Genomic DNA, 19,869 nt, shown 5'->3' with positions numbered 1-19,869 from the left:
GGTCACATCGACCGCTCAGCGAAACGTTGCGCGCGGCGCCTGTGAGGCGGACGCATCCTTGGTGATCGGCTCAGGCCGCCGAGCCGTACGGCCCCTCGGCCGTCTTCAGCCGCTGCATGGCCGTCAGCCGGACGGCGAAGTACACCGCGGCCGCCGCCGCCATCATGTCCAGGGCGTCCGCCACCATCACCTGGAGCACGGCGTCCCGGACGTCTCCGACGGCTTCGGCGTCCTGGTACCCCTGTGCGGCGTACCGGTTGAACAGCGTCGCGGTGACGAACAGGCCCCACCACAGGTTCACCGGCCAGAACGAGACCTTGTACGACTCGCCGTCGGCCGGCAGCCGCGTGCAGGCCCCCCCCACATGTCGACGGCGATCCGATACGGCATCCACAGGTTCGCCACCGGGATGAACCAGGACCCGATCGCCCAGCCGGGGCCGTTGCGGAATCGGTCCGGTCCGAGAACCCCGGCAACCCGGCGCATCAAGTGGAACCAGACGATGAACACGATCGCGCACGCGAGAAATGTGACGACCTGGACCTCTCCTGCCGTCCGGTACAGCGCGTCGGCACCGTCCAGTTCCTGCTGGGAGGCGTAGGCGAAGCCCCCGTCCGCGTCGATCAGCATGTACACCCGAACGCCGGCGTAGACGGCGAACAGGTCGCTGAGGGCGACGGCCGCGAGCAGCGCCGACACGCAGACCATGAGGACGCGCGGTGAGCGCGGTACCCGGCCGGGCAGCGCGGGACGCGGACGGAGATCGCTGGACGCGGACATGACGGTGGCCCCCCGGGCACGGAAACGGAACTGCCCGCGGAAGAGCGCGCGCAGAGGGAAAGATATGCCGGCCGTGGGAGGCCCGTCCATGACAACCGGACCGGACCGGACGCACGTGGTCCGTGGACAACGCGGAGTGGCGGGTGAGAGGGCGCATCGGCCCTCTCACCCGCCACCATGGATCAGCCTCGGTGCAGGTACGCCCGGCTCACCGTCTGCCGGACAGAGTTGCCGTGCGCGTCCTCGGCCGTGACGCGGAGCGTCACAAAGGCGTCACCGCGGACGGAGGACGGCTTGTGGACGGTGGCCGAGAAGACGTTGGCTCCCTTGGCTCTGACCGGCACCCGGCTGAAATGCTTACCGTCGTCGTAGGAGACCTCGACGACGGTGCGCACACCGCGCGGAGCGCCCAGCCCGTCCTGATGGCGCACCGTCAGACCCAGCGCGTACGTGCGGCCGGGGCCCACGGCGTTGCGCTCGTCGACCGGGACGTCGTAGTCGACCTGGAGCAGCGGCAGCCGCGTCGCCTCCGTGGTCGAGCCGGAGCGGAACGACCAGGACGTGTCCGTCGCGGTGGCGTAGTCCCACTCGGCGGACCACCGCATCGTCTCCAGGCGCAGCCGGTACTCGGCGCTCCCGGCGGGGACTTCGACGTCCTGCCACGCGTCCGCCATGTCGAGGACCTTCTCGCCGTCCCGGAACAGTTCGGCGTTCGCCGTGTCGCGCGACGTCGGCTCCGTGCCGAGCCCACCGCCGAGCACCATCCGGCGGGACCAGTGACCCGTCTCGGAGTCGGTGAACTCGGGTATCCGCAGGCGCAGCATGTTGCCGTCCCGCGTGCTGGGGTCCGCGCCGCGCGGGATCGAGGGACGGACGACCGCGCCCTGCCAGGTATGCCGGACCTGCTCGCCCGCCCGGTAGGTACGAGGCGCCTCCCGCAGGCCGGTGGTGAGCGGCCTGTCGATGTCCCCCTCTCCCACGGTCTGGTGGAGCACCACTTGGTACCACTCGGTGTCGCCCGCGGTGACGTACTCGGTCCGTTCGAAGGCGGTCGGTACGTGCCGGGTGTACTGAAGCCAGGTGAAGTCCTGGTAGGGACGGCGGGCGAAGCGCTGCTCCGCCGCCCACGGCTCGCCTCCGTTGTCCGCGTACACGGAGCGGACGACGGCACTGTTGCGCTCGGAGACCGTGTGGATGACGCGCTCGGGGATGCGCTGCGCGGACACCTGCATGACGTCGTACAGGTACGGGCTGCGTGCGGTGCCGCTGAAGGCGACCGTGGTGGTGCGCTCGGCGATCCGCTTCAGCAGCGCGGCTCCCGTGCCGGAGCCGACGCGGACGGCCGGGATCTTCCAGCGGTCCCCGTGGGGCGTCCAGCGGGTCCAGCCGATGTCACTGAAGTGGACCACGAGGACGGCACGGGCACCGGCAGCGGCGGCCCTCTCCATGAACTCGGCCCCGCCCTCGCCCGTTTCGTCGGTGACGACGGCGAGCTTGCCGCGCACGCGGCGGAAGTCGGGCTCGGCAACGGAGCCGGCGGCCACCGCGGTCAGCCGCTCACCCCGCCGGTCGAAGAGGGGCGAGTGCGGCATGTAGAACGCGCCGAGATCCCGCGGACCGCCGACGACCTCGGCTTCGAGCTGGGGCGCCACCAGCTGCCAGCGGGAGGCGAACTCGAAGGTGCCGTCGGTGACCTGGGTGGTGGGACTGACGTACAGCTCCTCGGCGATGTCGAAGTACATGGTTCCGTCGATCCAGCCGTGCCCGTCGATCTCCCGGTACGTCTGGAAGCTCAGGATGCCGCGCTGTTCGGCGGGCCGGGGCGTGCGGATCTCGACCTTGGTCGTCTTCCGGGGGTCGACGACGGCGGTGGTGTCCTCGGTGACGCGCACCTGCGGCAGGACGATGTGCCGCAGCACCTCCTTGCCGTTCTCCCGCTCCAGACCGCCCGAGACGATCTGGTACGTGCCTTCCTCCACCTCGGCGACGGCGTTCTCGCGGTCGGTGTACTCCACGAACCCGTCGGGGCCCCAGATCGTCGGAAGGGAATGGACGCGCTCGCCGTCGAGGTCGTACGACACGACCTTCAGCTTGTGTACGGGGCCGCGCACGATCAGGCTCAGCGTCGTGTGCACCGAGACCTTGCCGTCCGCGGAGGACGCCGTCAGATAGCCGTAGTAGTCACCCTGCGCGGCGCGGGAGGGGTCCACGGTGAGCGGCAGCTCGGCCGTGGCGCCCGCCGGGACGGTCAGGGAACCGGAACCGAGGCTGACGGCACCGTCGTTGACCTTGCGGCCACTGCTGGTCGCCAGCTCGGCGCGCAGGCTCAGGGTGACGGGGGCGTCCGAGTGGTTGGTGTAGCTCACAGTCCGGGTGGACGTGCCGCTGTCCTCGGCCTCGTACGTGCCGAGGGCCAGGGTTCCGGTGGCGGTGAGCGGGGTGCGCGCGGCCGCGGCGAGGTCGACGCGACCCGCGCCCTGTTCGGTGACCTTCTGCCCGCCGATGGTGCGTGCCGTGTTGGTCAGCGCGTCCTTCAGTTGGCCGGCCGTCCAGTCCGGGTGCTGCTGTGCCAGCAGCGCGGCCGCTCCGGCCACGTGCGGGCTCGCCATCGAGGTGCCGGAGGCGGCGACGTAGGAGCCGTCGACCACCTCGCCCATCGTGGTGCCCGCGGCACGAGCGGCCACGATGCCCACGCCGGGAGCGGTCACGTCGGGCTTGACCGCGTCGTCACCGACCCGGGGACCGCGGCTGGAGAAGCCGGCGAGGGAGTCGTCACGGTCCACCGCGCCGACGGTCAGTGCCGCGTCGGCGGCGCCGGGGGAACCGATCGTGCCCTGCCCGGGACCGGCGTTGCCCGCCGCGACGACGAACAACGTGCCCGTGGACGCGGAAAGTTCGTTCACGGTCCGGCTCATCGGGTCCGTGCCGTCGCTGGGTGCGTCGGAGCCGAGCGACATGTTGACGACCTTCGCGCCGCGCGCGACGGACCACTCCATGCCGGCGATCACCTGCGACTCGGTGCCGAAGCCGTCGTCGCCGAGGACCTTGCCGATCAGCAGGTCCGCACCGGGAGCCACACCCTTGCGGCTGCCGCCGGACGCCGCGCCGGAGCCGCCGACGATGGACGCGACATGCGTGCCGTGCCCGAAGGCGTCACCGGTCCCGGAGCTGCCCGAGAAGTCCTCCGCCTCACTGATCCGTCCGGCCAGGTCGGGGTGGTTCGCGTCCGCACCGGTGTCCAGGACGGCGACCTTCACGCCGTCGCCGTGGTAGCCGGCCTTCCACACCTCCGGCGCGCCGATCTGTGCGGTGCTCCGGTCGAGAGAGGCACTGACCCGGCCGTCCAGCCACACGCGCGGAGTGCCGGCCGCGCGGGCCGCGCCCTCGCCGGCGGGGAGCAGACGCTTCCAGAACGCGCCGAGGTCCTCGGCCGGTACCCGCACGGCCTCCGCGTCGATGCTCCGCAAGCGGCGGGCGGGAGTCCCGTCCGCGGCCAGGGCGGTGGCCTTGCGCAGCGCCGAGTCGGCGACTCCCGGCGCGTCCCCGACGATCAGCGGCAGTGTGTCGGTGTGCGCCTCGTCGTAGCGCTGGGCCATCAGCGAGGTGACGTCGAACAGTTCGCGGTCCAGGCGTCCCGCGGTGACCAGTTCGATCGCGTCCGACGGCAGGACCGTCAGATGCCCGTCCTGCTCGATGGTGCGGAAGAGGATGTGCTGCCGCCCCTTCCCCGGCCGCACCGAGGCCGTCCGCCGGCCGTCCGGCCCCACGGAGACCGTGACGCGGTCGCCGGTGATCAGGCGCACGTCGGCACCGGCATCCGCGGCCGCGGGCGCGGTGACCTGCTCCGTGCTCGCTCTCGCGCCGTCACCCTGGTCCGCCGCCACCGGCGTCACCGCACCGGTGAGCATGCTCAACCCCGCCGCCGCAGCAGCCGCGAGGCGTATCCGTCTCATCAGTCGCGAACCTTCCGTCTTCGTACGCGAGGCGTTGGCGTCGCGGTTCCGTGATGTCCATGCGGCTTGTCGGTGCCGTAGGTGCTGGAAAGAATCCGCCGCTGTCGAAGGGCGTGTCACCGGTTTCTCGTGGCACAGGTGGGACATGTCCCAAGGGCGACAGGGAGCGGGGAACGGGATGAGCTGCTTCTTCCTCGGCGGGCAGCGGAGCGCGGTGGCCTGTCGCTGCCGTCGCCGTCGTCGCCGGAGGAGCGAGGTCTGGCACTGCCCCACGTGACCGAGCCGTGCCGGGACTTCCGGGGTGCTGCTGACATGGATCGCTGAGACAGCCGACGAGCCGCTGGTGCTGGAGCCGGCCGAACGCCGGCCGGAGTGGGAGACCAACACGTGGCAGCCGAGCGAGCCGGGTGTGGTGGCGTGGTCGGATCTCGAAGACGTGCCCGATCGGCCGGAGCCGCCCGAGCCCGTGACCGCGCCGGACACGGTGCCCTGCACCGTGTGGGTTCGCAGCGTCGGAGCTACCTCACGCTGATCGGTTCGGTCCGCCGCCAAGGGCGAAGCCTCGCCTGAGTAGCGATAGTCGGCGGCGGTACGCCGGTGGGCGGCGCCGGGATCAGGTGCCGCCCACCGAGAGGATGCCGCTGTCAGAGCTCGCCGAGGACGGCGAAGGGATCCGCCGAGTCCCGGTTGTCGGCGGCGACGATACGCCGCCGCAGGGTGAAGGTCGCACCGGGCGGCAGGGTGACCTGCCGCTGGCTCATGACCCAGATGCCGCAGGCGTAGGCGGTGAACGCGGTGTCGTCGTAGACGAGTCCGTACGTCTGGCCGTCCAGGCCGGTCATCCCGATCCAGGGCGCGGCCGGGATGAAGTCGGCGGGCGTTCCGGCGGTGACGATGCCGGTCCCGGGGACGCCGGTGCGCTGGCCGAGGCCGTCGTGGTCGATCACGTCGCCGGTCCAGAAGGTCTGCTCCGCCGCCCCTCGGTTGGTGAAGACGCTTTCCGCGAGGACCCAGGGCTCACCCCGCGTGACGGTGTACGTCGTCACCACGTCCAGGCCGGGTACCTGCGTACTGGCGCCGGTCGCGCGCACCACGGCGCTCGTGCCGCCTGCGTTCACGATGTCCACGGCGCCGGACCTGACGGTGAGCTGCTGCCAGGCGTTGCCGCCCCGGGGGCGGGCCGTCGAGGCATAGGGCAGGTTGAGCCAGTCCAGCTGGTCCAGGTGGCCGACGGCGGCCAGGTCGCGGGGCTTGCCGGCGGTCACGTTCGGCAGCTGGGAATCGTTGGATCCGGCGGAGACAGCGAGGGCGAGCAGGTCGTTGCCGAGGACGATGTCCGAAGTGGTCCCCTCGGACTGGGGGCCCGGTACGGTGCGCCCGGTCGCGGCGTACGCCGCCGTGGTCCGCTCCAGCCGCAGTTCGACCTTGGTGGCCCCACTCCGGCGGACCGTCACCTCGCGGATCACGGGTTCGTATCCGACACCGTTGGCGGTGACCTCGTACGTGCCCGCGGGGGCGAAGGCGATGAACTCGCCGGACGGGTCGGTCGTCGTGTCCGCGATGAGGGTGCCCGCCTGGTCGGCGACCGTGACCGCGACGTTCCGCAGCGGCCGTCCCCAGCGGTCCGCGATGCGGCCCACCGCCCCGTCGCCGTCGTCCCGGCGCCGCCGCGCGCCCGGGACACCGTCGCGTACGTCGAAGGAGGCGATGGTGTGAGCCGGAGAGGCGGGGTCCCGGGGGTTCAGCACGATCCGGAGGTCGCTGCGCCACCGCTCCTTGGTGACGTCGCAGAGGACGTAGCCGCGATAGCTGCCGTTGTAGAACTTCACGTGCGGGTTCGCCCCCAGGCCCTGCCGGACGTCGTCGTCCCAGCCCGCGCCGGAGGAGATCGACGTACCGACGAACTCGGTGGCGACGACCGGCGAGTCGGGGTCGGTGAAGTCGGTCTTGAGGTCGTTGACCCAGTGGGTGTGCCAGTCGCCGCTGAGGACGACCGGGTTGGACGGCCGGCGCTCGGCGATGAAGTCGAGGATGCGGGAGCGTGCGGCCGGATAGCCGTCCCACTGATCGAGGTTGACGTTCATGCGGGGGCCCAGGTCGTAGTCGAACGCGGCCATGATCGTCTGCTGTGCGATGACGTTCCAGCGGGCCGGGGACCGGTCGAGCTGGTCCAGCAGCCAGCGCTCCTGATCGGGGCCGGTCATGGTGCGCGACTCGTCGTGGACCTCGTCGGTCGGCTCCTTGCGGCCGTCACCGAGTGCCTGGTCGCTGCGGTACTGGCGGGTGTCGAGGATGTTGAACTGGGCGAGCCGGCCGTACTTGAGCGTGCGGTACATCAGCGCGTCGGGACCGTCGGCGCGCTGCGCGCCACGCAGCGCCAGGTGCTCGTAGAACGCCTGGTAGCCGTTGGCGCGCCGTTCCAGGAACGGGCGGCCGTCGCCCGCGCCTCCGGGGACGCCGGCGGCGTAGTTGTTCTGGACCTCGTGATCGTCCCAGGTGTGGAAGAAGGGGAACCGTGCGTGGGCCTCCCGCAGGTCGGGCGAGGTCTTGTAGAGCGCGTACAGCCGACGGAACTCCGCCAGGGAGCCCTTGCTGGTCTCGTAGATGTAGTCGCCGAGGTGGACGACGAAGTCGACGTCCTGTGTGGCCAGGTCGCGGTAGGCGGGGTACGGGCCGCCCGCCCAGGACTGGCACGAGACGAACGCGAACCGCATGCGGTCGGCGTTCCTGCCCGGCTCGGGCAGCGTCCGGGTGCGGCCGATGCGGCTGTGCACGCCGTCGGCCTGGAAGCGGTACCAGTACCAGCGGTCCGCCTTCAGTCCCTCGGTGAGGACGTGCACGGTGTGCGCGGACTCGGGGACGGCGGCGACCTCGCCGGAGCGCTCGACATGCCGGAAATCCTCGTCGCGGGCCAGTTCCCAGCGCACGGTGACGGGCTCGGCCGGGATGCCGCCGGTGTCCACGTCGAAGGGGTCGGCGCAGAGCCGGGTCCACAGCACGACGCTCTCGTGGTCGGGTTCGCCGGAGGCGACGCCCAGGGTGAAGGGTGCCGGGTCGAGCTCCACCGCCTCGGCCGCGGTCGGGGCTCCCAGCAGTTGAGACGACATGGCGGCACCGAGGGTGCCGCCCGTCAGCGCCAGGAACTTCCGTCTGTCCAGGGAGGGAAAGGGCACGGTGGTTGTCCTTCTCGGGTGCGAGGCGGGTCGTGAAGGTCGTGCAGATGCGTTCTGGGGGCAACCAACGGAGCGTCCGTAATCAGGGCGATGAACGCATGAAGGCCGACTGAACGGAAGGGGCGAAACCACAGACATGCCGGGGAGTTCGCCGCAATCGCTTACACGGCGCGCCGCCTGCCCGACAGCAGCGGGTGTGGCCCGGATTCTGGCCTCGGCTCCCTCTCCACCCCTGCCGACCGGATTTATGACAGGGCCTTGACAAATAGACCCGTCGCCGCCAGTGTGCAAATATCTCGCAGAGCCGCACAATCTTCGGTACGGACCACGCAATTGCTCTGCAGAAAGAGCACCGCTGATCGATGCGGCAAGCGCGGCCGGCGCGCGCCTGCCTGACTTCCCCCACCGTCAGGAAGGAAAGCTCTGTCATGTCTCAGCGCCCTCGCGCAGGGCTACGATGGCTCACCGCACTGGCCCTGGTCCTGTCCGGAGCCGCGCTGACCGCACCCCAGGGTGCGGCAGCCGCCCCCGCAGACCTCCCGCCCTCCGACTACCAGCAGATACAGCTCGCCACCGGCGCGGCCGAGCTGGGTGAACCCATGTCGCTGGCCGTGCTGCCCGACCGCTCCGTGCTGCACACCGCGCGCGACGGCACGATCCGCATCACCGACGCCTCGGGCAACACCAAACAGGCCGGGAAGCTCGACGTCTACACGCACGACGAGGAAGGCCTCCAAGGCGTGGCCGTCGACCCCGCCTTCGCCACGAACCGCTACGTCTACCTCTACTACTCCCCGAAGCTGAACACCCCCGCGGGCGACGCCCCCACCACGGGCAGCGCCGCCGACTTCGCGCCCTGGAAGGGTCACCTCAACCTGTCGCGGTTCACGCTGCGCGCCGACGGCACCCTGGACATGGCCGGCGAGAAGGTCGTCCTCGAAGTGCCGGGCGACCGTGGCCAGTGCTGCCACGTCGGCGGCGACATCGACTTCGACGCCGCCGGGAACCTCTACCTGACCACCGGCGACGACACCAACCCGTTCGACTCCGCCGGGTACGCGCCGATCGACGAACGCGGCAACCGCAACCCGCAGTTCGACGCCCAGCGCAGCTCCGGCAACACCAACGACCTGCGCGGCAAGGTGCTGCGGATCAAGCCGACCGCCGCCGGCGGCTACACCATCCCCGCGGGCAACCTCTTCGCCCCCGGCACCGCGAACACCCGGCCCGAGATCTACGCGATGGGCTTCCGCAACCCCTTCCGGATGTCCGTCGACCGCCCCACCGGCACGGTCTACCTCGGCGACTACGGTCCCGACGCCGGCGCCACCGACCCGAACCGGGGACCCGGCGGCCAGGTCGAGTTCAACCGCATCACCTCGCCCGGCAACTACGGCTGGCCCTACTGCACCGGCACCAACACCGCCGGCGAGACCTACAACGAGTACACGTTCCCCAGCGGCCCGTCCGGCGCCAAGTACAACTGCGCGGGCGGACCGGCGAACAACTCCTTCCGCAACACCGGCCAGGCCCAGCTGCCGCCCGCCAAGCCCAGCTGGATCAAGTACGGCCTGGACGACTCACCGCCCGAGTTCGGAGGCGGCTCGGAGTCCCCGATGGGCGGCGAGGTCTACCGCTACGACCCGAACTCGACCTCGACGGTGAAGTTCCCGCAGTCCCTCGACGGCCGCTACTTCGCCGCCGAGTACGGCCGCCAGTGGATCAAGGCGATCGAGGTCAAGAGCGACGGCACCTACGGCGCCATCGACGACGTCCCCTGGAACGGCACCCAGGTGATGGACACCGACTTCGGCCCCGACGGTGCGCTGTACGTCCTGGACTACGGCACCGGGAGCAACAACGCGGGCCTGTACCGCGTCGAGTACATCGGGGGCAGCAACCGAAACCCGATCGCCCAGGCCTCCGCGGACCGCACCTCCGGTGCCCTGCCGCTGACCGTACGGTTCTCCTCCCAGGGCAGCTCCGACCCCGAGGGCGGGGCGCTCAGCTACTCCTGGAACTTCGGTGACGGCACGACGTCCACGCAGGCCAACCCCAGCCACACGTACACCACCGCGGGCACCTACCGCCCCACCCTCACGGTCCGGGACCCACAGGGCCTGACCGGCACCGCCAGTCTGGTCGTCACCGCGGGCAACACCGCGCCGTCGGTGACCCTGCAACAGCCACCGGACGGGCAACTGTTCTCCTTCGGAGACACCGTGCCCTTCAGAGTGCAGGTCAGCGACCCCGAGGACGGCACGATCGACTGCTCCACGGTGAAGGTCACCTATCTCCTCGGCCATGACAGCCACACCCACGCCATCACCTCCACCAACGGCTGTGAGGGCAACCTCACCATCCCGCAGGACGGCGAACACGACAGCGCCGCGAACCTCTACGGCGTCTTCGACGCCGAGTACACCGACAAGAGCGGCCTGACCACGCACTCGATACGCACCCTGCAGCCCCGCCACCGCCAGGGCGAGCACTTCGGCGCCCAGTCCGGCATCCAGACCGCCGACCACGCCACCGCCGAGGGCGGCAGGACGGTCGGCTTCACCGACGACGGCGACTGGATCTCCTTCAAGCCGTACGTCCTCGCGGGCGCCACGAAGTTCACCGCCCGGGTGTCCTCCGGAGGTGCGGGCGGCAGGATCGAGGTACGCGCGGGTTCCACCACCGGGACCCTGCTCGGCACCGTGACGGTGTCGGTGACCGGCGGCTGGGAGTCCTTCACCGACGTCACCGCCGATCTCTCCGGCGCGCCCTCCGGCACCACCGAGCTGTTCCTGGTCTTCCGCGGCCCGACCGGGCAGGGCAACCTGTTCGACCTCGACGCCTTCACCCTCGGCACCGGCTCCACCACGACCACGCCGTGGGAGGCGGAGTCGTACAGCTCCGCATCGGGCGTCCAGTCCGCCGCGCACGGTGCGGCCAGCGGGGGGCTCACCCTCGGCTACATCGACAACGGCGACTGGGCCGGCTACGCCTCGGTCTCCACCGCCGGCGCCACCTCGGCGTCCGCGCGGGTCTCCTCGGCGGGCGCCGGCGGCACCCTCCAGTTCCGCTCCGGCTCACAGACCGGGCCGCTGCTCGGCTCGGTGACGGTGCCGGTGACCGGCAGCTGGGACACCTTCACCACCGTCAACGCCACGCTCAACGGCACCGGAACGGGCCCGCTCTTCCTTATCTTCACCGGAGGCTCCGGCAGCCTGTTCGACGTCGACACCTTCACACTCACCTCCCCGACGACACGGAAGGGGCGATGACATGACCTCCCTCATGCGGCGCCTGCGCCGCGGCGGTGCGGCCCTGATCCTGGCCCTGCTCGGCGCCCTCGTCGTCCCGGCAGGCACGGCGCACGCGGCCTCCTTCGAGATCCTGGTGTTCTCCAAGACCGCGGGATTCCGGCACGACGCGATCCCGGCCGGCATCGACGCCCTGCGCACCCTGGGCGGGCAGAACGATTTCACGGTCACGGCCACCGAGGACGCCGGCGCCTTCACCTCCGGCAACCTCGCGAACTACGAGGCGGTGGTGTTCCTCAACACCACCGGCGACGTCCTCAACTCCGCGCAGCAGACCGCTCTGCAGTCCTACGTCGACTCCGGCGGTGGCTACCTCGGCGTGCACGCGGCGGCGGACACCGAGTACGACTGGCCGTACTACGGGCAGCTCGTCGGCGCCTGGTTCCAGAGCCATCCCGCGATCCAGCAGGCCACGATCAGGAACGAGGACCGGACCCACCCGGCCACCTCGCACCTGGGCGCGACCTGGAACCGCAGCGACGAGTGGTACAACTACCGCGCCAACCCGCGCGGCGGCGTGCACGTCCTGCAGACCCTGGACGAAAGCACCTACAGCGGCGGCTCGATGGGCGCCGACCATCCCATCACCTGGTGCCACCGGCAGGGCCAGGGCCGTTCCTTCTACACCGGACTCGGGCACACCATCGAGTCCTACGCCGATCCGGCCTTCCGTTCCCTGCTGCTGGGCGGGGTGCGGTACGCGGCCGGCCAGGTTCCGGCCAACTGCTCGGCCCCGGCCGGCACCGTACCGGTCGAGGCCGAGTCGTACACGTCCGGCTCCGGCGTCCAGGTGGCCGCGCACGCCCCCGCCAGCGGCGGCCGGACCCTGGGCTACATCGACAACGGCGACTGGGCGGGCTACTCGGGGCTCTCCACGGCCGGGGCGAAGACGTTCACGGCGAAGGTGTCGTCCGCCGGCGCGGGCGGCACGATCGAGGTCCGCTCGGGCTCGGCCACCGGCACCCTGCTCGGCTCGGTGGCCGTGCCGGTGACCGGCGGCTGGGAGACCTTCACCACGGTCACGACGACCCTGACGGGTGCCGCCTCCGGACCGCTCTTCCTGAGATTCACCGGCGGCAGCGGCGCCCTGTTCGACATCGACACCTTCAGCCTGGGCGCCGAACCCGTCTCCGGCACGCCGTCCGACGACGTCCATCTCTTCTACTACCCGTGGTACGGCAGCCCGGCGGTCAACGGCGGCTGGCGGCACTGGCAGCAGGGCGGGCGCACCCCGCCCGACGACGTCGGCGCCGACTTCTACCCGGCGCTCGGCCCCTACGACTCGGCCGACCACGAGGGCGCCGTCGCCCAGCACATGGAGTGGGTCGCCCGCTCGGGCGCCGGAGTGATCGTGTACAGCTGGTGGGGCCGGGACAGTTACGAGGACCGGCTCGTGCGGGGCGTGCTCGACGCGGCGCAGGAGCACGGCATCCAGGTGGCCTGGCACCTGGAGCCGTACGCGGGCCGCACGGCGTCCTCGACGGTCGCCGACATCGGGTACATCAACCGCACCTACGGCAGTCACCCCGCCTTCCACCGCTCGCCGGAGCACGGCGGCAGGAGCGTGTTCTACGTCTTCCAGAGCCTGGACATCACCGACTGGACGCCGCTGGACCAGGTCACGGACACCAGCATCGTCCTCGCCCAGACCACCGACACCACGAAGATCGCGCACTTCTCCGGCATGTACACCTACGACGGCATCGCGGGGGCGACCGCCCCCGGCTGGAAGCAGGCGGGCGACTACGCCCGCGCCAACGGCCTGATCTGGGCCCCGTCCGTCGCGCCGGGCTACATCGACGACCGGGCGGTGCCGGGCAACTCCACGCCCACCGTGGAGCGGGCCAACGGCGCGGCCTACGACCGGCAGTGGACCAACGCCCTCGACCCGGCGATCGGCGGCTCGCCGTCGTGGGTGTCGGTGACCTCCTTCAACGAATGGCATGAGGGGAGTTCCATCGAACCCGCCGACTCGACACCGCCGGGCGGTCATGGCTACCGGACGTACGACGGGGCCTACGGACTGACCGGTCAGGCCGCGGAGACCGCCTACCTGGACCGAACCGCGTACTGGGTGAACCGCTTCCGTCATTCAGCCCCGCGCTGAGGCCCCCCGGCACCCCTGAGGGCCTCCGGCCGGCGCGGACCGGCCGGGGGCCCTTGCCAGGCTCGGCCGGCCGGTGGCCTCATCGCGGCGACGGCGCTCACGAGGCGGTGGACGGAGCGGAGAGGGACAGGACACCCTCCGCGATCTTGGTTCGCTTGCCGTCGTGCTCGCGGAGGAGGGGGCCGGTGTGGCAGTAAGTGACGCTGTCCTCCGCAGAGCTGCTGCCCACGCAGTCCGGGATGGTCAGCACCATGCGCTCGCCCTGGCCCAGCAGACGGACCGCCGTTGCCGGTTGGTCCCCCATACTCACCCATTTCCCGCCGTCCAGCCGGAAGAGGGTGGCCGGACGGTGCAGGCGTTGCTTGTCGTTCTCGGCGCGTTTGGTGTTGTCGCAGGTCCATATCATGCCCCGGCTGCCCGCCGACAGCCCCGACTCACCCGGTTCCTCGACCGTCCCCACGCCGACAGTTCCTGGAGTCAGAGGGAAGGGCTTGGTCGAGCCGAGGGGCAGTTTTCCTCGCCACAGGGTGTCGTCCAGGGGGTCGGTGCCCGCCATCGCCCGCCATCGCCATCCGCACGAGCACCTGGCCGTTGCCAGGCACGGGTCTGGGTATGTCGACCGCTCGCAGTACGTCGTAGGCGCCGAAGCGGTGGTCCTGGATTGCATGCATGTCATGGCCTTCCGCGCGAGTGTGAGGTGGAGCGAGTCGCTTCATGGCCCAGGTGGTTCGGCTCACGCCCTGAGGGCGCGCGCACCCTCTATGTAAAGCGACCGCTTTCTCTCAATGCTATGGATGACGGCTGTACAAGTAAAGCGATCGCTATGCTTGAGAGTGTGAGACGGGATACGGCCTGGGACGCCCCCAAGGTGACGGCCTGGAGTGGCGCAATGCTCCTGTCTTCCCCCCGGTCCGCCCTGGACCTGCTGGATGCGTACCTGGAGGCGCTCTGGGACGGTAGGGAACTCCCGCTCCCGCAGGGACCGGCCCTCCACACCCCGGGAGAAGAGGGCGAGCTCGTCCGCTGGGCCCTGGACCACCTCCACCGCGTCCCCCGGGAGCCTACGGACGTATTTCGCCGTCAAATCGGTTCTCTGCTGGAGGAGTTCCGCTCCCGCCGCAGCCCCTGGAACGCGGCGGCACTGCGGCTGCTCAACGACACGTACACCTTCGTGGCCACCGGCGCTCGGCGGCACGAGGACTGGGCGCACGACGTCCACGCAGTGCTCCACCGGTCCGTCCCCGACCCCCGGGGCTGGGTACGACTGGACTGGGACCGCACCAACGACGCCCGCCACACCGTGCCTGCCTACCCCTTCGACCCTCCCGGCCCGTCAGAGCTGCCCGGTCTCCTGTACCCCTTGGAGGCGGGGGCGGCGGTCGCCGCGCTCGCCGTCATGGCTGAGGAATGGCAGTCGGAACCCGCGCCCGTCCGGTCCCGCCCGGACCGGGACGCCGTACTCGCCGACGCCCGGACCCTGCTCGACCGCTACGGGCCGGGGGCGCGCTACTTCACCAACGCGACGAACGCCGCCTCTGATCCGGCCCCGGACTTTCTCGCAGCGGGCCTCCAGGGCATCGGAAGCCACCGCTTCCACACCGGCGAGTACGTCAACGGCCTCGACATCTTCGAAGACCTGGGTCTGATCGCGGTGACTGACGACGAGGTCGGTGTCTTCTGGTCCTTCGGTGCGTACTGACAGCGAGATGCGGCGCCGCCAGTAACCGATATGGCTGTCCTCTGCAGCCCGCCTCCTGAGCGCGGCCGAGGCCACGCTCGCAGTACCTGTGCAGGTCGGTGGCCGTGAAGGTGGACCAGCCCCTCGATGCCGTTGTCGACCTGGACCAGGACGCCCAACGGAGACCAGTTTGGTGAGCCGTCCTCGCAGCGTCCCGGGACCGGCACCCGCCGGACCCGCCGGCATCGCTGGTCACACTTTCTGCGCCCGGCCGGTCTTGCTAGTAGACAGTCACCAACGGAGGGACCAGGTGACGCGCTGAGTGCGTCCCCCTCCGCCATCGAGAAACGAGATTCCGCATGAATCGCGAGTTCGGCAACACCGAGATCGTGGCTACCCCCACCCCGAGCGCGGACCTGCTGACCCCGGACAATTCGGTGTTCGTGTTCGTCGACCACCAGCCGCAGATGTTCTTCGGTGTCGGCAGCGGCGACCGGACGGCGATCGTCAACGCCACCGTCGGGCTGGCCAAGGCCGCCAAGGCGTTCGACGTCCCGGTCATCCTGAGCACCGTCGCGGCGGAAACCTTCTCCGGCCCGCTCCTTCCGCAGCTCGCCGAGGTCTTCCCCAAGGAGCCGGTCATCGACCGCAGCACGATGAACCCCTGGGAGGACGAGGCGTTCATCGAGGCGGTCAAGGCGACCGGCCGCAAGAAGATCGTCCTGTCCGGTCTGTGGAGCGAGGTGTGCGTCGCCCTGCCCGCCCTCTCCGCGCTCGCCCAGGGCTACGAGGTGTACGTGGTCGCCGACGCCTGTGGCGGTCTGACCCCCGAGACCCACGCGCACGCCATCCAGCGCATGACCAAGGCCGGCGCCGACATCGTCGACTGGATCCCGGTCCTGCTGGAGCTGCAGCGTGACTGGGCCCGGACCGAGACCTACAACGCTGTCGTCGACACCGTGAAGGAGCACGACGGCTCCTACGGCCTCGGCCTTGTCTACGCACAGAGGTTCATCGGCGCCAACGCCGCCGGCTGATCCAGCCCGAGCCTGACAGGCCGGGGCCGGACACCCTCCGTCCCCGGCCTGTCGGCCGGACTCGCCGGCGGGCCGGCGAACCGTCACCAGCCGGCTCCGCGGCCTCATGTCCCGGGCATCGGACACAGTGCACAGTTCGTCGGACACAGCGCACGTTGCGAAGGAGCTCCACCCCGTTGTGAACAGCAGCACCTCCGGCAGTGATGCTCCAAGGCACGCGCTGGTCCGTCCTGATCGACTGCGCGTCGCACTCACCGGTCTCACCGTCGTCACCGGACTCGTCGACGCGATCAGCTACCTCGGACTCGGCCACGTCTTCACCGCGAACATGACGGGCAACGTCGTCATCATCGCGTTCGCCGCGGCAGGGGCGCCGGGCTTCTCGCTTCTGGCATCCCTGGTCTCCCTTGTGGCGTTCATGGGTGGTGCGGTGCTCGCAGGGCGCATGGAACTGATGTCGCGTCAACAGCCGCGCCATCGCTGGGTCTGCCGCGCTCTGGCCGTCGAGGCGGTGCTCCTGCTCACGGCCGCGGCCGTGGCGTTCGCCGTCCCGCACGCGGCGCGCTATCCGCTGATCGTTCTGACGGCGTTGGCGATGGGCATACGCAACGGCACCATACGCAAGCTGGCGATCCCCGACATGACCACCACCGTGCTCACTCTCACCGTCACCGGACTCGCCTCCGACTCCGCGCTCGCGGGCGGCACCAACCCCCGGGCCGCCCGCCGCATCATCGCGGTCCTCGCCATGCTCGCCGGCGCCCTGCTCGGAGCCTGGCTCGTGCTGCACCACGGGCTGGGCTGGCCCCTGCTCGTCTGCGGTGCGGGCGTCGCGGTGACGGCCCTCGTACTCCTCCGCGGCCCCGTGGCGGAGCCCCGCAGCGCGTGACCGGACGGTACACCGGCGACTGCATCCGCGGACGACGCTCCAGGCCTCGCGCCCGGAAAGCACGCACCGCGGACGACGGTCCAGGCTCCCGCACGGCAAGCACTCAGCGCGGACGACGGTCCTGGCCTCGCACCCGCAACGCACTCACCGGAACCCGCTCCGGCCCCTCTTGACCTACTTGCAGGAGATTCCCATGGCTACGATTCCCGTCGGCGGGCTGATCCCCGTCGCCACCGACACCGCCGCGGACGTGGTGGTCCGCAATGCGAAGGTCTACACGGCCGACCCCGCCCTTCCGCATGCCGATGCGGTCGCCATCCGGAACGGCCGCGTCACCGCCGTAGGTGATGATGCCGACATGGCACCGCTGATCGGGCCACGGACCCGGGTGGTCGACGCACTCGGCCGCAGAGTCGTTCCCGGCCTCAACGACGCGCACCTGCACGTCATCCGCGGCGGACTGAACTACGTACTCGAACTGCGCTGGGACGGTGTGCCGTCGCTGCGGCAGGGCCTGGCGATGCTGCGTGAGCAGGCGGGCCGTACCCCCAAAGGACAGTGGGTGCGGGTGGTGGGTGGCTGGACCGCGGACCAGTTCGCCGAACGCCGCCTGCCCACGGTCGCGGAACTGAACGCCGCGGCCCCGGACACCCCCGTCTTCCTGCTGCACCTGTACCAGTCCGCGATTCTCAACCGCGCCGCGCTGCAGGCCGCCGGGTTCACCAAGGACACCCCCGATCCCAAGGGCGGACAGATCGTCCGCGGCCGCGACGGTGAACCCACGGGCCTCCTGCTGGCCGCGCCCAGCGCGATGCTCCTGTACTCGACGCTGGCCAAGGCTCCGCTGCTGGAGGGCGCGGACAAGAAGACCTCCACGCTGCACTTCCTGCGCGAGCTCAACCGGTTCGGCCTGACCTCGGCCATCGACGCCGCAGGCGGCTTCCAGAACTTCCCCGACAACTACGGCACGGTAACCGAACTGGCCAAGGAGGGCAGGCTGTCCCTGCGGATCGCCTACCACCTCTTCCCGCAGACCCCCGGCCAGGAGATCGCCGACCTCAAGCGCTGGATCGAGATGGTCCGGCCCGGTGACGGCGACGAGTGGCTGCGCCTCAACGGTGCCGGCGAGAACCTCACCTGGGCGGCCGCCGACTTCGAGAACTTCACCGAACCCCGCCCTCAGCTCGGCAGCTACGAGGCCGAGTTCGAGGAGGCCGTTCACCTGCTCTCGGCGAACGGCTGGGGCTTTCGCCTGCACGCCACCTACGACGAGACCATCCGGCGCGACCTGGCGGTCTTCGAGAAGCTCGCCGCCCAAGGGCTGTTCCCGGCCGGCAACCGATGGCTGTTCGACCACGCCGAGACCGTCACCCCGGAGAGCCTGGACCGCATCGCCGCGCTCGGCGGGGCACTGTCCATCCAGAACCGGCTGTCCTTCCAGGGCGAGGCGTTCGTCCGCCGCTACGGTGCCGCCGCAGCCGAGCAGGCCCCACCGGTGCGGGCCATGCTGGAGCGCGGGCTGACCGTCGGCGCCGGCACGGACGCCACCCGCGTCTCCTCCTACAACCCCTGGGTCGCGCTCCACTGGCTCGTCTCCGGCAAGACCGTCGGCGACCTGACCATCCACTCGCCTGCCAACCGCGTCGACCGGGAGACCGCTCTGGCCCTCTACACCCAGGGCGGCGCCAAGCTCACCGGCGAGGAGGACGTCAAGGGCATCCTGCGCCAGGGCTACTACGGCGACCTGGCCATCCTCTCCGACGACTTCTTCACCGTGCCGGAGCAGGACATCCCGCACATCGAGTCGCTGCTGACCGTCGTCGGCGGCCGCATCGTCTACGCCACCGGTGAGTACGAGGGCCTGGACGAAGAACTCCCGGCGATCAGCCCGCAGTGGAGCCCCGTCGCCCACTTCGGCGGTTACCAGGCCACGGTCAAACCGAGCATCTCCGGCGCCCGTCAGGCCGAACTCCTCGGCCAGGCCGTCGCCGAGTCCGAGCAGCACCGCCAGTGGCGCGCCGCACGCGGATTCATCCCCGAGGAACGCACCGAAATCTTCGACACCTGTTTCGTCCTCTGATGCCGGGGAGCCCCGTTACAGCAGCCCAGGAGCATGTCATGAACGACCCCACGGCATCCTTTACGACGTTGCGCCACAGCGCCCAGGAGTTCTTTCTGACCTTCCTGCTGCTGTTCGGCGTGGCAACCATCGTGCGCTGGGTCATCGGCCCGTCCGCCGTCTCCGACGCGCTGCCCGGAATCCAGCTGAAGCTGCTGGTGGTCGGTGTGGCCGTCGGCCTGCTCGTCGTCGCACTCATCATGAGCCCCGCGGGGAAGCGTTCCGGCGGCCACATGAACCCGGCGATCTCCTTCGCGATGTGGCGCTACGGCGTTTTCCCGGGCTCGGCTGTGGCGCCCTACATCGTGGCCCAGCTCGCCGGATCCCTGCTCGGCGTGCTGGCGGGGCGCGGCGTGTGGGGCAGCGTGGCCGGTGCTCCTCCGGTGGCCCACGCTGCCCTGCAGCCTGCCCCCGGCTGGTCGGCCACGGGGCTCTTCCTGGCCGAGACGCTGTCCATGGGCGTCATCGTGCTCCTGGTAGGACTGTTCCTCTCGATTCCCAGGCTTGGCCGCTTCATCCCCTATCTGGTGGGACTCCTCATCGCACTGGCCATCGTGCTGCTGGGCACGAGCACCGGCGGCAGTGTGAACCCCGCGCGCCAGTTCGGTCCGGCGCTGGCCGCCGGGCAGTACGCCTTCCTGTGGGTCTATCTGCTCGCTCCCATGCTCGGCGCCCTCCTGGCACAGCCGGTGAGGGATCTCCTCCTCGGCCACCGTCAGGTGGTCACCCACCGGCTGCACGGCGCCCACATCCACGGGTAGGAGCGCCTGGAGGTGAGCACTGGCGCGACGTGGGACCGGCCCGAACCGCTGATGCCGGCCT

The 19,869-nt window shown here is 70.5% G+C and carries 10 protein-coding genes and 1 pseudogene; 7 read left to right on the top strand and 4 right to left on the bottom strand.

The annotated features are described in order from the left end of the window. Positions 1 to 70 precede the first annotated feature (70 nt). From ACIHCM_RS29410 to ACIHCM_RS29400, 3 genes and pseudogenes are all read right to left on the bottom strand, one after another. A pseudogene (locus ACIHCM_RS29410) lies at positions 71 to 630 on the bottom strand (DUF4328 domain-containing protein). Between the two features lie 332 nt (positions 631 to 962). Then, the gene (locus ACIHCM_RS29405) at positions 963 to 4,733 is read right to left on the bottom strand and encodes a S8 family serine peptidase (RefSeq protein ID WP_399902212.1); all 3,771 of its coding nucleotides are present in this window, start codon (positions 4,731 to 4,733) and stop codon (positions 963 to 965) included. 644 nt (positions 4,734 to 5,377) lie between these two features. Then, positions 5,378 to 7,906: an alkaline phosphatase D family protein gene (locus ACIHCM_RS29400; protein ID WP_399902210.1), complete on the bottom strand. Its 2,529-nt coding sequence runs from the start codon at positions 7,904 to 7,906 to the stop codon at positions 5,378 to 5,380. 428 nt (positions 7,907 to 8,334) lie between these two features. Here ACIHCM_RS29400 and ACIHCM_RS29395 point away from each other — a divergent pair, with 428 nt between their 5' ends. After that, on the top strand, positions 8,335 to 11,178 hold the full coding sequence (locus ACIHCM_RS29395; RefSeq protein WP_399902207.1) for a carbohydrate-binding protein: 2,844 nt from the start codon (positions 8,335 to 8,337) through the stop codon (positions 11,176 to 11,178). 1 nt (position 11,179) lies between these two features. Next, on the top strand, positions 11,180 to 13,324 hold the full coding sequence (locus ACIHCM_RS29390) for a ThuA domain-containing protein (RefSeq protein WP_399902204.1): 2,145 nt from the start codon (positions 11,180 to 11,182) through the stop codon (positions 13,322 to 13,324). 97 nt (positions 13,325 to 13,421) lie between these two features. Here ACIHCM_RS29390 and ACIHCM_RS29385 read toward each other — a convergent pair whose 3' ends face one another. Beyond that, on the bottom strand, positions 13,422 to 13,880 hold the full coding sequence (locus tag ACIHCM_RS29385; protein ID WP_399902201.1) for a hypothetical protein: 459 nt from the start codon (positions 13,878 to 13,880) through the stop codon (positions 13,422 to 13,424). A gap of 333 nt (positions 13,881 to 14,213) precedes the next feature. Here ACIHCM_RS29385 and ACIHCM_RS29380 point away from each other — a divergent pair, with 333 nt between their 5' ends. The 5 genes from ACIHCM_RS29380 to ACIHCM_RS29360 all read left to right on the top strand — a co-directional run bounded on the left by ACIHCM_RS29380 (position 14,214) and on the right by ACIHCM_RS29360 (position 19,808). Beyond that, on the top strand, positions 14,214 to 15,023 hold the full coding sequence (locus tag ACIHCM_RS29380) for a hypothetical protein (RefSeq protein ID WP_399902199.1): 810 nt from the start codon (positions 14,214 to 14,216) through the stop codon (positions 15,021 to 15,023). A 338-nt stretch (positions 15,024 to 15,361) separates the two neighbouring features. Next, positions 15,362 to 16,039, top strand: coding sequence for a hydrolase (locus ACIHCM_RS29375; RefSeq protein WP_399902196.1), 678 nt, complete (start codon positions 15,362 to 15,364; stop codon positions 16,037 to 16,039). Between the two features lie 178 nt (positions 16,040 to 16,217). Further along, positions 16,218 to 16,928 (top strand): YoaK family protein, encoded by a 711-nt coding sequence (locus ACIHCM_RS29370; protein ID WP_399902193.1) that lies wholly within the window; start codon positions 16,218 to 16,220, stop codon positions 16,926 to 16,928. Between the two features lie 193 nt (positions 16,929 to 17,121). Then, entirely contained in the window at positions 17,122 to 19,008 is a 1,887-nt protein-coding gene (locus ACIHCM_RS29365; protein WP_399902190.1) for an amidohydrolase, read from the top strand. A 38-nt stretch (positions 19,009 to 19,046) separates the two neighbouring features. Next, on the top strand, positions 19,047 to 19,808 hold the full coding sequence (locus ACIHCM_RS29360; RefSeq protein ID WP_399902187.1) for an MIP/aquaporin family protein: 762 nt from the start codon (positions 19,047 to 19,049) through the stop codon (positions 19,806 to 19,808). Positions 19,809 to 19,869: the final 61 nt, after the last annotated feature.

The sequence above is a fragment of the Streptomyces sp. NPDC052023 genome, from assembly GCF_044548465.1.
In the GTDB taxonomy this organism is placed as follows: domain Bacteria; phylum Actinomycetota; class Actinomycetes; order Streptomycetales; family Streptomycetaceae; genus Streptomyces.
The sequence above is the reverse complement of the archived record's forward strand: the minus strand, read 5'-3'. Positions and strand labels throughout refer to the sequence as shown.